Genomic DNA, 1,002 nt, shown 5'->3' on the forward strand with positions numbered 1-1,002 from the left:
AGATTGCCTTCTACCTTGATGATATAGTTTACGATCTCTGCGGCATTTTCAGGAACAAAATATTCCATACCATCTTTTTGCTCTATTACTTCCTTTTCACCAGAAGTATCCACCTTCCACACTGTTATATCAATACCTTTAGTTGCACTGTCTTCAGTGATAACTATGTTATGTTCTTTACCACTGATCGTTCCATCGACCTCAATTGTAGTTGTAGACGTGTTGTTGGTCTTAGTAAGATCAACTGCTGTATCTCCTGCTATAACATCCTCTGTAACCTTCACAACAGCCTCTGAATTTTGTGAATCACACCTGACCCAAATTCCTGTACCGGAAGAATTTACGTTACCATTAACATCCATTTCTAAGCTTCCATTATCATGAGCCCATACCCGAATACCGCTTGTTTCACCTTTTAATACTTCAATGGATCCTGTTGTAACATTAACAAGCGTACTGGAACCCGCTGAATCAATGCTTACTCCTGCCGTTTGATTATTAGACTCGGCTGTTATTAATCCGGTATTAACAGTGGTTGTACCGCCTGTAGCTTTAATTTGTGCCCCTAATGCACCGGCGTATTTAGCAGTAGATGTAGATGTAACTGCACCGGTTGTCACAACCATAGAACCGCCCTCATTTATTGTATATATTCCATTAGATGTAGATCCACTCGCAGATGAATTCAGCGTTCCTGTATTGACTGTAACTGTACTGCTGTCACCTGATGTGTATGCATATATTGCCTCGGTGACATTAACTCCTGAAGCGGATACTGCTCCCGTACTGACAGTGACTGTACCTCCATCCTTTCCATCAGCACTTATACCATATACTAGACCTTGAGTATTATCATTGGTCGCATTTGACGTTACTTCTCCTGTTTTTACTTCGACAGTGCCGCCATTTTCGGCACTAGCTCTTATACCTGTTGCTTTTACCTCTAATCCAGCTCCTGTAACTGTTACTGCACCGGAATTAACTGTAACTTCAGTTTTTGCG

1 protein-coding gene is annotated in these 1,002 nt (G+C 41.3%); it reads right to left on the minus strand.

The genetic code is table 11. The annotated features are described in order from the left end of the window. Positions 1-1,002 (minus strand): hypothetical protein (locus BXO88_RS16650; protein ID WP_168171761.1); only part of this gene is annotated, 1,002 nt, incomplete at both ends.

Origin of the sequence: Oribacterium sp. C9, assembly GCF_002007235.1 — a bacterium.
In the GTDB taxonomy this organism is placed as follows: Bacteria; Bacillota; Clostridia; order Lachnospirales; family Lachnospiraceae; genus Oribacterium.